Genomic DNA, 14451 nt, shown 5'->3' on the forward strand with positions numbered 1-14451 from the left:
GATTACGCCAACTGCCGCTGCAGGATCTGCAGGCTAGTTCCTGCCCCCGCCCATGCAGCAGCCGAGCCAACCACATACAGGTTTTGCTTGGCGCGTGAGACGGCTACATTGATTATGTTTGGCGGGCTTGCCGCCCACTGACGCGCCCTTTGCTGACTCGCTTTCGGCGCACCCAGCAACAGGATGACCGTGTCCGCTTCTCGGCCCTGGAACGTATGGATCGTGCCTACACGATCACGGCACCACTCATCCAACTTTACGCCGAACGCCCGCAGCAGATCAGTTTCACTGTCGAGACGCCGACGCATGTTCTGCTCTACGATCTTGAATGGTGTAATGATAAATACGTCCGGATTTGTAATGCCCGATGCTGCCAGCTCTTTGAGCATTCGTATAACCGCTTCGCCCTCGTCGGGGCACCATTTCGTCTCAGCATCGCCATTGATATCCACCCAGTGAGATCTCCCCAATGCCGAGCCGATAGAGCCAGGTCTTTTAGGCCCGACAGCATGGACCATTTGCTTGGCATACGCGATGGAGTTAGAAACGTCGAACATTGGGTTCTGGCAACGCCTGTGAACGAGGAGTGGCAGCCCGACTTCTCGATCACCTACGTCCATGACGAAGGTGGATTTGAAGCGCGATGCCCGATCAGCAAGGGTCTGCGTAGAGGCAGCGGGGGCAGACCATTCGATTTGGTCAATGTCGAAGAACTTGCATATTTCGGCGTTCAGCTTTTCAGGAAGTGAAACCACAGGTGGGATTTGCAACGGGTCGCCTACCACGATGGAGCGCTTTGCCCGCATGATAGCTCCAACTGCTGCCTGAGGAATGGCCTGGCCCGCTTCATCTATCAGAAGCCAGCCAATACTCTCTGATGGCAGATCCCCGAACATGGTTCGTACTGAGGCAAACGTTGTTGACACAGCCGGCACCACCATGAAAAGGCTTGACCAAAGTTCGGGAAGAAGTTCACGGTGAGCAGGAGACTGGAAAGCACCAGCCACCATGCCCGACATCAATAGCCCAAGATTGTGTTGCAAGCGGCTGGCCGAAGCATCGATGAACGTTTTATGCACAGTCAGGGCAGCGGCGAAAAGATCCTCCTCCCGCAGGCGATGAACCTCATCGGGAAGCCATGGCGCAGTCAGGTGGATAGCCTCGTGCTCACGCTCGAAGAATCTCTCATCAACGACCCTGTCTCCCATGCGGTTTCGTGCCTCTGCCTCGGTTGCCTTCAATTTCGAGACAGCGTGACGTTTGATGGAAATTTCCTGGTCGAGTTGCTGTAACTGGGACTCAGTATTGCTCCACTCAGTCCTTGCAAGCTCCAGGGCACCGTCCGTCCCCTGCGCCCGTAAGACTGATTGCTGCAAGGTCGCCGAGAGCTTCTGCAGTGTCGATCTCCACGATTTCCAGACCGCAGTCGCGAACAAACGGGAGAAGAAACCTGGACGGCCAGCAAGATGGCTGTCGAGCATAATCTTGTCCTGCTCGATCTGCGATTTTGCCTTCTCATGTTTCCGTTGGCAGGATTCAGCAATCTGGTGCGCCTCTTCGACGGCTTCAATCAGACTCGGACGACGCTGTTCCACACTTTGAAGTTCGGTAGTCGCTCCCTTGAGCGCCTGGATATCCCGTCGCATCTCTTCGATGCTGGTGATTTCGGCGTCTACCGTCTCCTTGAGTTTAAGAAATGCGGTTCGCGCTTTCAGCCAGGCCGCTAAAGCATCCGCTTCGTTGGTGCTGGGCCGCTCATTGACAACCACGCTGGGCATCACGCGATCGATGATTTCGCCAGTTTGTTCGTCCTTGATCTCACGCAAGACGTTTATGCCGCGAGCTGCCTTCAGGTAGGTAAGGAAACCACCGTCTTCATTCCACCAGAAACTTTGCTGGAACGCGCCTCGGTTGCTGCTCTTGCCGAGAGCAGCGGCGATCAACCCCCAAGTTTCGACAGGGTCGGAGGGGATGTCGGCCTCGGCCTCGGCTTCGAAATAGCCGGCGCGTTTGGGATTCGCAATCAGGTCGCTGATGGACCGAAAATAGGCGATTTGTTCATGGCGACCATTGGCTTCCTTGAGAGGAAGCTCTTTACTGACGTTTTCGACCGCTTTGTTATTGGAGGAGGCTACGACGATCTCATGGCCCCTCAAGGATGCATGTAACTTGTAGAAGTGTAGGAAGGCATTGGAGCCGAATGCCAGCTTCTCGCCTGTTGTGGAAAAGGCATCCTGCGGTTTGTTGAAGCCGCACATCGCTGTGGCCCGATCAAGAATGCACCCAACGACAATATCTCGCAGAAGAGTGGTTTTTCCAGTACCCGGTGGCCCATTGACACCTATCATACCAGGAGCATCATTCAGCTCAGCACGCGCCGCATTCACGGCAGCCTGTTGAAGCAGTACCAATGGATGGCCGCCTTTCGAAGGCCAACGAGCCTGCGGCATGAGCGACGGTGCTACGAAAGGCTCAACTGCGGAAATGGGCGATAGCACGTCGATTTTTTGGTCAGGCCTGCCAATTCCCATATAGCGGCGCAAACCTGTTCCGGCTTTGCCCGTCTCGAGCAATTTGGTTGCTTCACCGAGATCTTCAAGATAGAAGGAGTTCAGTAACGAAGGTTCAGGGGGCGCCTTGGCCTTGAAATGATGAAACACCTTAATCGCGAATGTGGGTGGCTCAACCAAGTGCTCGGGTACACTGAACTGCGATACAAGCCATTTATAAGCGTTATGAACAACATTCAGATCGATCGGTATGGGTTCTCCCTCTTCGTTGTGGCGGCGAACCATTCGATCCAGATGCTCGATAATGCGCGGCTCAACATTCGGCCAATTCCCTAAGCTCCCAAGCTTCAGATCGAGAGCCAGCTTGAGTGCCCAGGCAAAACTGGAAACGGCAACGCCTTTGTCCTCAAGCACATAGCCTTCTTTGTCGATCAGGATAGAGCCGATGGCCGCTTTCTTTCCGTCCGGGCGTGAACGCTCCTCATCTTCACCAAAGACCTTGACCAGTTCGTCCGTCGCCTTGTCGAGAGCGATTGAGCCGAGGACGACCTCGAAATAAAGCTTATAACTGGGCTTGCTGCGGGCATTTGGTCCCCATGGAACACCTCGCTCCAATAGAGCAACCCTGGAGCGATCGCCGGTTGCCATATCCTCTGGGCGTTTATAACCTTGAGGCGACAGTGCTTCGAGGGCAGTCCATGCTGCCAGTATCGCGCGCGCATCATTCGCCTTGCCTGACGTAGAGAAAGAGGGGAGCGAACCTGGGTCGAACTGCTCGTTACCGAATTGCTGTTGCGTAACGGGAGCTGAAGAAGCCTTCTGCCGTAGTTGCACTACCGCTGTAGGCGCATAGCGGGGCACGACTTGGGAAGATTGCCTGGACGCCGAATCGTGATGATGCTCTGATGGACTGGAGCCAGACATGGAGACCACGCTACAACAGTTAAGTGCGGTTAAGGCTTGCTCAATTTTTATCGTCAGCGTTCGCGCCCTGGCAGTGTTGCGAAAGGTCAGCTCGCTCAACAGCTGTTCAAGTTCATCAGCATTGTTACGCGACTGCTCGAAGATTGCTTCCAAATCGAAAATTGATTTTTGCGCATACTGCCTTGTCGTCATTTATTTCTGCCTCTCCGTTCCATCAGTTGAGAGATTTTATGCTCATTAGCTTGATTTCTAAAACTGTAAACTTCCTCTCCTGACACAAAATCGATTGATATAGGGCGCGCATGTCAGCTGTGAGCGAGAAGCGGACGATACCCTAGGCCGCAGCTGGAAGTTTTGTAATGTAATGGATCGAGTAAATTGAGATTTTGCTTAAGGTTAATAACAGGTTCCAAGTGTGCGTAAAGATCGAGCGGAAGGTGCGCCTAACATGTTCAATCAGATGTTGATTCAGCTAAAGAAAACAGCAGGTTTACCGATAATCATGTTTAACCAGTTTACAGGTAGGTGAATTGTCTTTTTGATAGATTTATCGAGGCTGGGAAGCTTGCCACGTATCATGCTTCAGCGGTTGTATAAACTGAGCATATTACAAGGGATTTTAATATGAAAAAGGCTGCATTTTTTATTGGAATACTATTCATTTCTTTTTTGATGGCTGGTTGTCATTCTGTATATAAAACCTTGCGCATCGAGCCTTTTGATTTTTACAGGACTGATATGGAATATATCAGGGTTACGCCAGATCTTACTATAAAATACCCTGCTCCAGGCCACGCGCTGATCAGAATTGAGGACCCACCAGAATATGCCAGACTAGCAGTCGACCTGGGAAGCAATATGGGTTATCACGGATATACCGATAAGACACTTTTACCCGCATGGGATGCTTTGTTCGATCGCTTCCTGGTCTGGCAATCTTCGCCGGGTGATGTTGAAGTAGTCAGTGCTGTCGTTAAGACGAAAGAGTACAGTGGTTATATTGATAAAGATGTAGAGTTTGTTAATATCAAAGGTGTTAAGTATTTGGTCTTTGTAAGTCATTATTGGTTAACACCGGATGTTCTAATAGCTTATGATGAGGAGAACGTCAGGAAAATGAAAGTGCTTTACAGAAATCTTAACTCAAGTCTAATCGAAAAATAATGCTCCTAACTTGCAAAAGATATGCAAGATATGCAAGATGTGACTCATTATGAATGAATTAAATTAAGTTGAGCGTAGCCGAAAAAGTATTATTAAATAAATTTACATAATTCTGTTTGGCCGTATCGACGGAGCATTAACTCTATTGAAAAGAATTATGTTGCAAATAAGAAGGGCAATACCAGGCATGAAGCGGAAAGGAAGTTCTTCTCTCAGATGTCGCTATAAAAATCAATGAGATAATCTTTTTTCTGCTTGAGTGTGCCCATCTTTACGATTCAGAAGCTGGTAAGCCTGAACTTTAGCGGCTACTTTTGTATATCTATAACTGGAGGATATACAAATGGCAGAAGAAATAAATAAAGAATTTTCTAATGATCTATCTGAGTTTATTGGAACGCATTTTGTTTATACTTATGACAATGGTTGGAAGTATGAGTGGTATGCCCGGAATAATACCACCTGCGATTACCGTATCCATCAGGGACTTGTTGGTGGGCGTTGGGTAACGCATCAGAAGATGAATGCAATCCAGTTTGCGCCAGGTATTTTCAAGGTTGACTGGCACGAGCCTACCGGCACCTGCGTAAGTCTGTTATTCGATATTAGAAGAAAAGTCATTCACGGTACGATTTTCTTCCCCCAGTGGATTGCCGGAGAAGGTCAGCATCCCGAGAAAACCATCTGTTACCAGAACGAATTTATTGATGATATGCATCGTTCTCGTGACGAGGGACCCGCTTACCCTTATATTGTCATTCCTGAATTCGCAAAAGTGACTTATATGAAAAACGAAGGGCCTGATAACGACAAGGTTATCAACATGCCGCCAGGTCAACTACCTTCAGACTTCTTTGATGGCAAATAAACCGAGTTGTTATGAATAAAAAAGGCTGCATGACACCCTTTTTTATTCAGGATTATTTTTTGATAAAGAGGGGATAATCCTGGGCGGCTTGAAGATACTTAACACAGACATATCAATAATCTTATGTTCAGATGCACTTTTATAACGGAGATCATTACCAGTCTTGAAATAGCATCGTCCGCGCCTGACACCTATCACTCCTTACCGATTTTGAAGCGCTAAGCGTCTTAATCCGCAACGGTTATCAGGCCGGCGGTGAGACGAAACGTTTTACTTTTCCGGATGAGGAAATAAAACGGTAACGGATGATCTCAACGGGCTATTAGCGCAACGATCGCGGCAAGCGCTGGAAGCGCCTGCACATAAAGTATCTTCCGACTGGCGGTTACCGCACCGAAAATGCCTGCAACCAGCACGCAGATCAGAAAGAAGAATATCACCGAAACACCGCGTTCGCCGAGCCATAGCCCCCAAAGCAATCCCGCCGCCAGGAAGCCGTTGTACAGCCCCTGATTCGCGGCGAGAACGCGGGTTTCGCGCGCAAAGTCGGCGCTCAAATTAAAAGCCTTCTGGCCGGTTTTGGTGTTCCACAAAAACATTTCGAGCACCAGAATATAGAGATGGATGACGGCAACGACAGCGACAAGAAGAGTAGCAAACACGGGCGGCCTTACAGGGTGAGGGCAGATGAAAGGGAGTATAGATAATTCCAGCGGGGGCGGCAGGCTGATTCGCCACCAGGATGAAAATTCGTTATCATCCGCTCCCACTCTTTATCCGTGCAGCCTGATGTCTACGATTATCGATACCTTTATTGCCCCACCTTGCCTCGACGAGATCGAAATTCTCTATCAGGACGCGCATCTGGTGCTGATCAACAAACCGGCGGGGCTGCTGAGTCTTTCGGGGAAAAATCCGCAGAATCTCGATTCGGTGCATTATCGGCTGGTGAAAATTTTCCCTGGCTGCACCCTCGTGCACCGCCTGGATTTCGGCACGTCCGGGCTGATGGTGGTGGCCCGCAATAAGGCTATCAATGCGGCGCTGTGCCAGCAGTTTAGCGAGCGTCGCGTGTCCAAGATTTACACTGCGCTGCTGTGTGGGCATCTGGACGATAACGAGGGGGTGATAGATGCAGCGATTGCCAAAGATCCGGCGCTGTTCCCGCTGATGTCGATTTGCGCTATCACGGGCAAACCCGCGCGCTCTCGCTATCGGGTGGTTGAACGTATTTATCAGGAAAGGGAAGGGGTGTTACTGCCGTTGACGCGGGTCGAGCTGACTCCGGAAACCGGGCGCACCCATCAGCTGCGTATTCACTGCCAGCAGCTGGGGCACCCAATTTTAGGCTGCGATCTGTATGGCGGCCTCACGCTGCCAGGTACTGAGCGCACGCCGCGTCTGATGCTGCACGCCAGCGAGCTGCACTTTGTGCATCCCGTGAGCGAAGAGCGCATCACGGCGCGTAATGCCAGCACGTTCTGACCGCAAACGTCATTACCACATCAAATCATCAGGCACTTTGAAATCGGCGTATGGATCGTCCTCGTCCTGCTCTTCCTGACTCAGGGCACTGTTCAGGACGATACTGTCTGCATCACGCTGGGCGATTTTATCCGCGACGCTTGCCGGAATAATCGCGTACTGACTTTCACTTGCCCCATCCACCACCAGGCGGGCGATGGCGAGACGGCCACTAATCAGCTGCGTCTGCGTCGTTTTATCGACAACGATCTTTTTGATGAGGTTGTTATCGGTGAAGTTGAAATCGATGTTCCCGCGTGACACCACGATGCGGTTCATCTCAATCAGCTGTTTCACCTGCGCTTTAAACTCTTTCGCCAGCGTCGCCTGTTTTTGCTGTTCGCTTAGCTGCTTATCACGTTCGAGCTGGGCTTTTTTGTTCTCTTCCACCGCTTCACGCGCCTCGCGAGCCTGCACGCGGGATTTCTTCGCCGTTCTCTGCACTTTGGCCATTTTTTTGCTGGTGACCAGGCCTGCTTTGAGCATCTGCTCTTGTAAGGTAAGTTTTGTCATCTTCGTATCTGAACCTGTTGGAAATTTGCCGGGATTATACCTGTAATTTTATACAAATAAAAAATCCACGCCGGAGCGTGGATTTGATAAGGGTTGTTGTTGCTGACATCTCGCCAGACAACAAAACTTATTAGACGTTAAACAAGAAGTTCATCACATCGCCATCTTTGACGATGTAATCCTTTCCTTCTGCACGCATCTTGCCGGCTTCTTTCGCGCCTTGTTCACCTTTGTAGGTGATGAAGTCTTCAAACGCGATGGTCTGTGCGCGGATAAAGCCTTTTTCGAAGTCGGTGTGGATTTTACCGGCCGCCTGCGGAGCGGTGGCACCGACAGGGATGGTCCAGGCGCGTACTTCTTTCACGCCAGCGGTGAAGTAGGTTTGCAGGTTCAGCAGCTCGTAGCCCGCGCGGATAACGCGGTTCAGGCCTGGCTCTTCCAGACCCAGCTCAGCCATGAACTCTTCGCGGTCGGCATCGTCCAGCTCAGCGATGTCAGACTCAACGGCAGCACATACAGCAACGACGACAGAGCCTTCGCCAGCGGCAATTTCACGCACTTTGTCGAGGTACGGGTTGTTTTCAAAACCATCTTCGTTGACGTTCGCGATGTACATGGTTGGCTTCAGGGTCAGGAAGCTCAGGTATTTGATTGCCGCTTTATCTTCTTCAGTCAGATCCAGCGCGCGCAGCATTCCCGCATTTTCCAGCTGTGGCAGACATTTTTCCAGGGCTGCCAGTTCGGCTTTCGCGTCTTTATCGCCGCCTTTGGCTCGCTTCTGCACGCGGTGGATTGCGCGTTCGCAGGTGTCCAGATCGGACAGGGCAAGCTCAGTGTTGATAACGTCAATATCGTCAGCCGGATCGACTTTGTTATTCACGTGGATGATGTTGTCGTTTTCAAAACAACGCACTACGTGGCCGATGGCTTCGGTTTCACGGATGTTAGTCAGGAACTGGTTACCCAGGCCTTCGCCCTTGGAGGCGCCTTTTACCAGGCCCGCGATGTCGACGAATTCCATGGTGGTTGGCAGAATACGCTGGGGTTTAACGATTTCAGCGAGCTGATCCAGACGTGGGTCAGGCATCGGCACGACGCCGGTGTTCGGCTCAATCGTACAGAACGGGAAGTTTGCTGCTTCGATACCCGCTTTGGTGAGCGCGTTAAAAAGGGTGGATTTGCCCACGTTTGGCAGACCAACGATACCGCATTTAAATCCCATCTTTAAATCACCTTAATGTCTTGATATTCAACCCGTTAGCATTAACCGATTGAAGAAAAGTAAATAACTTTGCCTATTATACACGTAACCGCCGTCACGCGCGGTAAAAATGGCGTCTCGCGCGGACTACTGCGCTTTAAAGGCGTGTAAACGATTTGTCGCTTTGGTCAAACCTTCTTTGAGCCACACCTCGGTACAGCGCGCCGCTTCGTCTACGGCATCGTCAATGAGCTTCTGCTCGGAAGCGGGTGGTTTACCCAGCACAAAACCGACAACTTTGTTTTTATCGCCCGGATGGCCGATTCCCACGCGTAAACGATGAAAGTTCGGGTTATTGCCGAGTTTGCTGATGATGTCTTTCAGGCCATTATGACCACCGTGACCGCCGCCGAGTTTGAATTTAGCGACACCGGGCGGTAAATCCAGCTCATCGTGGGCGACCAGAATCTCATCCGGATTGATGCGATAAAACGTCGCCATCGCCGCCACGGCTTTACCGCTCAGGTTCATGAATGTGGTCGGAACAAGCAGACGCACATCGGCACCCGCGAGGTTGATACGCGAGGTATAGCCATAAAATTTCGGCTCTTCACGCAGGGGGGCACGTAACCGTTCGGCCAGCAGATCGACATACCAGGCTCCGGCGTTATGGCGGGTGGCCGCATACTCTGCGCCTGGGTTGGCAAGGCCGACAATCAGTTTAATCGTCACGTTTCAATTCCTAAAGGTTCCAGATTTGCCGCGTAGTTTACTGTCTGGCGCGCCGCTTGACAAAATTCTGCGGCAGGAAGAGGGGAAATTTGAATAATGACGGGTTTGAATCATTAGAATTTCAAGCTGTTCAGGCGCTTATTTGTAAACTTTTGTCTCGGGCGTGCTCATTATTGTGATCATTCACGCAACTCATAAAAGACCCGTTGTCTATACTTTACACACAAGGATTAGGGACATTTCCCTGCAACCCAAAGTTCCGGAGGTGACATATGAAACGCAGAAACGCTTCACGACTCGGTAACGTGCTAATGGGGTTGGGCCTGTTCGTGATGGTAGCAGGTGTGGGTTATTCTATTTTAAACCAGTTGCCGCAACTTGACCTCCCACAATACTTCGCGCACGGCGCGGTGCTGAGCATCTTTTTAGGTGCGGTTTTGTGGCTGGCAGGGGCCCGCGTGAGTGGCCATGAGCAGGTCAGCGACCGATACTGGTGGGTACGCCATTACGACAAACGCTGCCGCCGGGACCAGCATAAACCTAGCTAGTACACCTGCCGGGTAACCGCAGCGCTAACCAGCCTGCAGAAGATGAATACAAAAACGGCTCCTGATGGAGCCGTTTTTATGTTTAGAGGTCCGCTAATGCCGCTTCGCGATTCGGGTAGAACGCCAGTCGCCCCGGAATCGGCTGCACGCCCGCGCGCGCCATGGTGCGCAGGGGCTGGAACTCAAGATTACTCACCCGCAGCTCGCAGCCTTCCGGCAGACGCTTCACAAAGCGCTGGAAAGCATCCAGACCGCCTGCATCGAGCACCGGAACTGCATCCCATTTCAGCACCACAATCCGCTTACCGGAAATACGCGATTCCAGATCGCTGAACAAACCTTCCGCCGCCGCAAAGAATAGTGGGCCGATAACGCGCAGAACCAGCACATCCTCCGGCACCTCGACATTCACCGGTGACAGGCGCGTCATCTGCGCAATGCGGCGCATAAACAGCAGCGAGGCCAGCACAATCCCGACGCTGATGGCGATCACCATGTCAAACAGCACCGTCAGGGACATACAGATCAGCATTACGATGATGTCGTCTTTCGGCGCGCGGCGCAGGAGATGCACCACTTTGTGCGCCTCAGACATGTTCCACGCTACCATCAGCAGCAGGGCGGCCATCGCGGAGAGCGGGAGCCACGACAGCAGCGGAGCGAGCGCCAGCAAGGCGAGGATCACCAGCAGAGAGTGGATAACGGCAGACACTGGCGAGGTGGCCCCGGCGCGCACGTTGGCCGCAGAACGGGCAATCGCTGCCGTGGCGGTAATACCGCCAAAGAACGGCGCGATAAGGTTACCCAATCCCTGGCCGACCAGCTCACTGTTGGCTTTGTGCTTGGTGCCGGTCATACCGTCGAGCACCACCGCGCAGAGCAGCGATTCAATTGCGCCTAGCATCGCCATGGAGAACGCCGCCGGGAGCAGGGCGCGCAGGGAATCCCAGCTGAGGGTGAAGTCCGAGCCAGGTAAATTCCATGGCAGCACCAGCTGAGGCAGTAGCTGAGGAATGCCGTTGCCCTGGGAGCCATCCGCCAGAATGTAGTGGAACTGCGAGCCGATAGTGGCGACGTGTCCGCCGAGGAGGTTCACCACGCCCATCACTGCGCAGCCCAGCAGCAGCGCGGGAAGATGCCCCGGCAGGCGAATGCCCAGCCGTGGCCAGAGAATTAACGTGCCGAGCGTAACGATACCGATAGCCGCATCGCCCAGATTCGCTGTCGGCAGGGCCATAAACAGGGCACCGACCTTTTGCAGATAGTGTTCAGGCACCTGTGCGAGCTGCAAACCGAGAAAATCTTTGATTTGCATGGTCCCGATGGTGATGCCGATCCCGGAGGTAAAACCGAGCGTCACGGAGAGCGGGATGTACTCGATCAACCGGCCAAAACGGGCCAGACCGAACAGAATCAAAAATACGCCCGACATCAGCGTGGCGACCAGCAAACCGGCCAGACCAAACTGCTGAGAGACCGGGTAGAGGATCACTACAAAGGCCGCTGTCGGACCGGAGACGCTAAAGCGCGACCCGCCCGTCAGGGCGATGACAATCCCGGCAACTGCCGAGGTGTACAGCCCGTACTGCGGGGCAACGCCGCTGCCAATCGCCAGTGCCATCGCCAGTGGAATGGCAATAATCCCGACGGTGATCCCGGCGATAACATCACGCAGAAAACGTGATGAGGTGTATTTTTCTTTCCAGCAGGCGTCGATGAGGGCGCGAAAGGGCAGAACATGTGAGGACGCTACGTTTTTCACAATTCTCTTTTTCCGTGAGCACATCATCTGTCATGTGAATGGCAGGTGAAGGAGGTATTAATCATACAAATAGGTAATGAAGACAAAAAAACCCGCCGCAGCGGGTTTTTGGGCCGTGTTCGATTAGTGTTCGAACATCGCAGAGATGGATTCTTCGTTGCTGATACGACGAATCGCTTCGGCCAGCATGCCTGACAGGGTCAGGGTACGTACGTTTGGCAGCGCCTTGATCTCATCACTTAATGGAATGGTGTCGCACACCACCACTTCGTCGATGACGGAGTTGCGGAGATTGTTGACAGCATTGCCGGAGAAGATCGGGTGAGTTGCGTATGCAAACACACGCTTAGCACCACGTTCTTTCAGCGCTTCAGCGGCTTTGCACAGCGTGCCGCCGGTGTCGATCATGTCATCAACCAGTACACAGTCACGGCCAGCGACGTCACCGATGATGTGCATCACCTGAGAGACGTTAGCGCGCGGACGGCGTTTATCGATGATCGCCATGTCGGTATCGTTCAGCAGTTTGGCAATCGCACGAGCACGAACCACGCCGCCGATGTCCGGAGAAACCACAATTGGGTTATCCAGGTTCAGCTGCAGCATGTCTTCGAGCAGGATTGGGCTGCCGAATACGTTATCAACTGGAACGTCGAAGAAGCCCTGGATCTGCTCTGCGTGCAGGTCAACGGTCAGAACGCGGTCAACACCGACGCTCGACAGGAAGTCAGCAACCACTTTAGCGGTAATCGGTACACGCGCGGAACGGACACGACGGTCCTGGCGGGCATAGCCGAAGTAAGGAATAACAGCCGTGATACGGCCTGCGGAAGCACGGCGCAGGGCATCGACCATAACAACCAATTCCATCAGGTTGTCGTTAGTTGGAGCACAGGTGGACTGGATGATGAAAATATCACCACCGCGTACATTTTCGTTAATTTGTACGCTGACTTCGCCGTCGCTAAAGCGACCTACAGCGGCGTCGCCGAGGGAAGTGTACAGGCGGTTGGCAATACGTTGTGCTAGTTCCGGGGTGGCGTTACCAGCAAAAAGCTTCATATCAGGCACGAGAAGAACCTCAGGCATGCGTCCAATGGTGGATAACATTCGCCACTAACTGTGCGGGCCAGGCGAACGCTATCCAGGCGGTGTATTAAAGAGCGCGATGCAACGTCTGGAACAGGGTGACGTTGTCACCGAAACTCAGTCTGCGCCAGAATGGCCTGCTGTAGCGGGGAAGTGTTCATCCCACGCGCCACAAAACCATGCAGCCATTCCGGGGCTTGCTCTAGCACCTGACGAGCGGCGAATTCGGTGTCAAATTCAGCAAAAACACAGGATCCTGTGCCAGTCAGGCGCGACGGGGCGTATTCTAACAGCCAGGAAAGCACCGCATCAACCTCGCGAAAACGTTTTCTTGCGATAACCTCGCAATCGTTGCTGAATTCACATTTTAGTAACGTTTCTATTGACCGGACAGGAGTGTCCCGTGGCAACGCCGGATCCTTAAAAATAACCGGGGTCGGAATACTCACACCAGGATGGGCGATCAGATACCATTTCTCCGGTGGATCGACCGGCGTGAGGATCTCGCCAACCCCTTCGGCAAACGCGGCGTGACCGCGAACGAACACCGGCACATCGGCGCCGAGCGAAAGCCCCAGCGCGGCCAGTTCATCAGGCGTTAATCCGCAGCCCCAGAGATGGTTCAATGCAACCAGTATCGTCGCGGCATTGGAAGAGCCGCCTCCCAGACCGCCGCCCATCGGCAGGTGTTTCTCAATATGGATATCGGCACCGCTCCCCGCCGGAAGCCTTCCCGAGCCGGCCGCCGCGTTCATCAGCAGCCGCGCGGCACGCACGATCAGATTATCTTCATGAGCGACGCCGTCAACGGGCGTCAGCAGGTGAATCTGGCCGTCGTCGCGCAGTTCGATGGAGATCGTGTCGCCATAATCGACAAACTGAAACAGCGTCTGCAGCATGTGGTAGCCGTCAGCGCGTTGCCCGGTGATGTACAAAAACAGGTTCAGCTTCGCCGGAGAGGGCCATTGGCTCATCATTTAACGATCCAGTTATCCATTTTGAGCTTGATACGCTGGCTGCCTTCCGTCAGTTCCATATTGGATGGCAATGCCGGTTGACTCGCGCTGTCATAGCCGCCATACACCACTTTCCAGGTTTTCCCGTTCTGGGTGTAGTTGAGTTCGCTCAGGCGATACTGATCGTCGAGTTTATAATCGGTGGCTTCGCCCGGCAGACCGAGGATCCACTGGCGCAGGCTATTGAGCGGAATAGGCATGCCGGTCAGCTTGCCAATCATCTCTTCGGCATCTGTCGCGGTGTAGTGCTGGCCTTTATTATCGGTGATCTGCGCGGTGCCTGGCTGGGCATTCAGCTCCAGTTCAGTGCTGCCGAGCGGGTTCAGCAGCAGCAGGCGATAGCGATCCTGCCCGGTTTGTTGCCAGAAGAAGCGGGCATACACTTTTTGCTGATCTGACAGATAAGCGAACGCGCCGCGCGTCTGATACTGGCGTAAATTGCGCACCTCTTGCTGGTGCTGACGCCACTGCGGTGAGTCAGGACTTTTGCCGGGGCCCTTGGGCGGAGTAATCGAGCAGGCGGTAAGAACCAGCGCCGCCAGCGGTAACAAGCGAATGAATCGGGCCATAGTCGTGACAAATCCTTGAGATGCGTTGCAG

13 protein-coding genes are annotated in these 14451 nt (G+C 53.0%); 4 read left to right on the forward strand and 9 right to left on the reverse strand.

Annotated elements, in window-relative coordinates; genetic code table 11:
* Positions 1-2: 2 nt before the first annotated feature.
* On the reverse strand, positions 3-3626 hold the full coding sequence (locus tag OVA10_RS12040) for a DEAD/DEAH box helicase (protein ID WP_268196022.1): 3624 nt from the start codon (positions 3624-3626) through the stop codon (positions 3-5).
* Positions 3627-4058: 432 nt separating this feature from the next.
* Between OVA10_RS12040 and OVA10_RS12045 the strand changes: the two genes are divergently transcribed.
* Both OVA10_RS12045 and OVA10_RS12050 read left to right on the forward strand, forming a co-directional pair.
* Positions 4059-4598, forward strand: a complete 540-nt coding sequence (locus OVA10_RS12045) for a hypothetical protein (protein ID WP_268196023.1) — start codon at positions 4059-4061, stop codon at positions 4596-4598.
* Between the two features lie 343 nt (positions 4599-4941).
* Positions 4942-5466, forward strand: a complete 525-nt coding sequence (locus OVA10_RS12050; RefSeq protein WP_268196024.1) for a phenolic acid decarboxylase — start codon at positions 4942-4944, stop codon at positions 5464-5466.
* Between the two features lie 311 nt (positions 5467-5777).
* Here OVA10_RS12050 and OVA10_RS12055 read toward each other — a convergent pair whose 3' ends face one another.
* Positions 5778-6128 carry a DUF1304 domain-containing protein gene (locus OVA10_RS12055; protein ID WP_100779902.1) on the reverse strand — a complete coding sequence of 117 codons (351 nt, stop codon included), beginning with the start codon at positions 6126-6128 and terminating at the stop codon, positions 5778-5780.
* Positions 6129-6255: 127 nt separating this feature from the next.
* On the opposite strand from OVA10_RS12055, the gene OVA10_RS12060 reads away from it, so the two are divergent.
* The gene (locus OVA10_RS12060; RefSeq protein ID WP_268196025.1) at positions 6256-6951 is read left to right on the forward strand and encodes an RluA family pseudouridine synthase; all 696 of its coding nucleotides are present in this window, start codon (positions 6256-6258) and stop codon (positions 6949-6951) included.
* Between the two features lie 12 nt (positions 6952-6963).
* Here OVA10_RS12060 and OVA10_RS12065 read toward each other — a convergent pair whose 3' ends face one another.
* The 3 genes from OVA10_RS12065 to pth form a co-directional block, all read right to left on the reverse strand.
* Positions 6964-7503: a DUF2058 domain-containing protein gene (locus OVA10_RS12065; protein WP_100779903.1), complete on the reverse strand. Its 540-nt coding sequence runs from the start codon at positions 7501-7503 to the stop codon at positions 6964-6966.
* Between the two features lie 130 nt (positions 7504-7633).
* The gene (gene ychF, locus OVA10_RS12070; protein ID WP_100779904.1) at positions 7634-8725 is read right to left on the reverse strand and encodes a redox-regulated ATPase YchF; all 1092 of its coding nucleotides are present in this window, start codon (positions 8723-8725) and stop codon (positions 7634-7636) included.
* Between the two features lie 126 nt (positions 8726-8851).
* The gene (pth, locus tag OVA10_RS12075; protein ID WP_100779905.1) at positions 8852-9436 is read right to left on the reverse strand and encodes an aminoacyl-tRNA hydrolase; all 585 of its coding nucleotides are present in this window, start codon (positions 9434-9436) and stop codon (positions 8852-8854) included.
* Between the two features lie 272 nt (positions 9437-9708).
* On the opposite strand from pth, the gene ychH reads away from it, so the two are divergent.
* The gene (gene ychH, locus OVA10_RS12080; RefSeq protein WP_100779906.1) at positions 9709-9984 is read left to right on the forward strand and encodes a stress-induced protein YchH; all 276 of its coding nucleotides are present in this window, start codon (positions 9709-9711) and stop codon (positions 9982-9984) included.
* Between the two features lie 82 nt (positions 9985-10066).
* Here ychH and dauA read toward each other — a convergent pair whose 3' ends face one another.
* From dauA to lolB, 4 genes are all read right to left on the reverse strand, one after another.
* Entirely contained in the window at positions 10067-11746 is a 1680-nt protein-coding gene (dauA, locus tag OVA10_RS12085) for a C4-dicarboxylic acid transporter DauA (RefSeq protein WP_102103902.1), read from the reverse strand.
* Between the two features lie 123 nt (positions 11747-11869).
* Positions 11870-12817, reverse strand: a complete 948-nt coding sequence (gene prs, locus OVA10_RS12090; RefSeq protein ID WP_003856663.1) for a ribose-phosphate diphosphokinase — start codon at positions 12815-12817, stop codon at positions 11870-11872.
* A 125-nt stretch (positions 12818-12942) separates the two neighbouring features.
* Positions 12943-13812: a 4-(cytidine 5'-diphospho)-2-C-methyl-D-erythritol kinase gene (ispE, locus tag OVA10_RS12095; RefSeq protein ID WP_181826466.1), complete on the reverse strand. Its 870-nt coding sequence runs from the start codon at positions 13810-13812 to the stop codon at positions 12943-12945.
* Positions 13809-14420: a lipoprotein insertase outer membrane protein LolB gene (lolB, locus tag OVA10_RS12100; RefSeq protein WP_268196026.1), complete on the reverse strand. Its 612-nt coding sequence runs from the start codon at positions 14418-14420 to the stop codon at positions 13809-13811. Before lolB ends, ispE begins: the two co-directional genes overlap by 4 nt.
* Positions 14421-14451 lie beyond the last annotated feature (31 nt).

This window comes from Lelliottia sp. SL45 (assembly GCF_026672535.1).
In the GTDB taxonomy this organism is placed as follows: domain Bacteria; phylum Pseudomonadota; class Gammaproteobacteria; order Enterobacterales; family Enterobacteriaceae; genus Enterobacter; species Enterobacter nimipressuralis.

Coding starts and splice junctions, on each gene's coding strand:
- OVA10_RS12050 (WP_268196024.1), top strand. CDS start 4,942: ATGGCAGAAGAAATAAATAAAGAATTTTCTAATGATCTATCTGAGTTT.
- ychH (WP_100779906.1), top strand. CDS start 9,709: ATGAAACGCAGAAACGCTTCACGACTCGGTAACGTGCTAATGGGGTTG.
- OVA10_RS12065 (WP_100779903.1), bottom strand. CDS start 7,503: ATGACAAAACTTACCTTACAAGAGCAGATGCTCAAAGCAGGCCTGGTC.
- lolB (WP_268196026.1), bottom strand. CDS start 14,420: ATGGCCCGATTCATTCGCTTGTTACCGCTGGCGGCGCTGGTTCTTACC.
- OVA10_RS12045 (WP_268196023.1), top strand. CDS start 4,059: ATGAAAAAGGCTGCATTTTTTATTGGAATACTATTCATTTCTTTTTTG.
- OVA10_RS12060 (WP_268196025.1), top strand. CDS start 6,256: ATGTCTACGATTATCGATACCTTTATTGCCCCACCTTGCCTCGACGAG.
- ispE (WP_181826466.1), bottom strand. CDS start 13,812: ATGATGAGCCAATGGCCCTCTCCGGCGAAGCTGAACCTGTTTTTGTAC.
- OVA10_RS12040 (WP_268196022.1), bottom strand. CDS start 3,626: ATGACGACAAGGCAGTATGCGCAAAAATCAATTTTCGATTTGGAAGCA.
- ychF (WP_100779904.1), bottom strand. CDS start 8,725: ATGGGATTTAAATGCGGTATCGTTGGTCTGCCAAACGTGGGCAAATCC.